General features: G+C 68.5%; 2 protein-coding genes. Both read right to left on the reverse strand.

From position 1 onward, the window contains the following. Positions 1-3: 3 nt before the first annotated feature. A complete protein-coding gene (locus tag AB8Z36_RS39860; RefSeq protein WP_055570172.1) occupies positions 4-312 on the reverse strand; it encodes a hypothetical protein in 309 nt (102 codons plus the stop codon). A 502-nt stretch (positions 313-814) separates the two neighbouring features. Beyond that, positions 815-1,281, reverse strand: a 467-nt coding sequence (locus AB8Z36_RS39865) for a DUF4232 domain-containing protein (protein ID WP_369218245.1), incomplete at its 5' end; no start/stop codon positions are given.

Here is a 1,281-nt window from a genome sequence, read left to right on the forward strand (position 1 = left end):
CCGCTAGACCGCCATGCCGTACACGATGGTGAACAGCGTGCCCAGCGATCCGATGATGAAGACGCCGGTCAGGCCCGCGATGATCAGGCCCTTGCCCTGTTCCGCGCTGAAGGTGTCGCGCAGCGCCGTCGCGCCGATCCGCTGCTTTGCCGCGCCCCAGATGGCAATGCCGAGACAGAGGAGGATGGCGATCGCCATCACGACCTCGATCATCACGCGTGCCTCGTTGCCCAGGCTCCCGAAGGGCCCCCAGTCGGGGGCGATCCCGCCGATGATGGTGGTGATATCGCCCTTTTCGGCTGCCATAAGCATGTGTAACTCACCGCCCCTAGTGGGTTGTTCTGGCACCTCTGCCTACCTCGGCGCAGAGGACAGTTCATTCTCGCCGACAATCGGGCCCGCGTATGCCGCTTGGCGCCATTCGTTGGCTGACTTCGTGCGTTTTCTCGTACGTGAGGTCTGGTCACTCTGTGTATCACGCGGTAGGACGCCGGGCAATGACGGTTCGGCGTGCCCCTGACCAGGTGTTAAGTGAGCCGGAGCCCGGCAGCCCCACGGGTTGCGGACGAGTGGGTGGGGAGCGGTGGGCCGTGCGCGGCGGGGAGCCGTCGGCTCGATTGCGTACGGTGGCGCGCCTGCTGAGGGCGTGCCAGTCGCCGCCGGGTAGCCGGAAAGTGGCCCTCGGCTACTTCGAAGCGACCGTTTCCGGAAAGCGGAAGCCCCCTGCGGCCGGGTGTTCCCGGGCGCAGGGGGCCTTTCAAGCGGTCGGTCGGTGGTCCGTCGGTGGTCGGTCGGTGGTCGGTCAGTCTGTCGGTCAGCCCGCGGGGGAGCCGCTGACCTTGCCGACCGGGGCGATCGAGAGCTTGGGGCCCGTCGCGCCGCCCTCGCCCGCCACCGGCAGGGTGCCCGCGGGCCAGGCGATGGTGACGGTCTTGGTCTCGTTCGGCGGGGTCACGAGGAGCTTGGTGACGCGGATGCCGGAGCCGCCGCTGTTGTTGACGGGGAAGGTGATGTTGAAGGCCGCGGTCTCGCCGTCCTTCAGGACCTCGGCGCGCGGCTGCTCGCCGTTGCGGTCCACGGACAGGGTGTCGCCGGTGGACGTCCGGAGGTCGACGCCCGCGTACCCCTTCATGGCGCAGTCACGGCCGCCGCCGTTCTTGAACGCCACGGTGACGATGCCTTCCTCGTCGTCCGTCGAGTTGTCCGCGGCCGTCACCTCCAGCTCGTCGCTGCGGCAGATGCCGGTCTTGCCGTTCTCGTTGGACCCCCTCCCCCCGAGGG

Origin of the sequence: Streptomyces flavofungini, from assembly GCF_041028215.1 — a bacterium.
GTDB lineage: Bacteria > Actinomycetota > Actinomycetes > Streptomycetales > Streptomycetaceae > Streptomyces > Streptomyces flavofungini_B.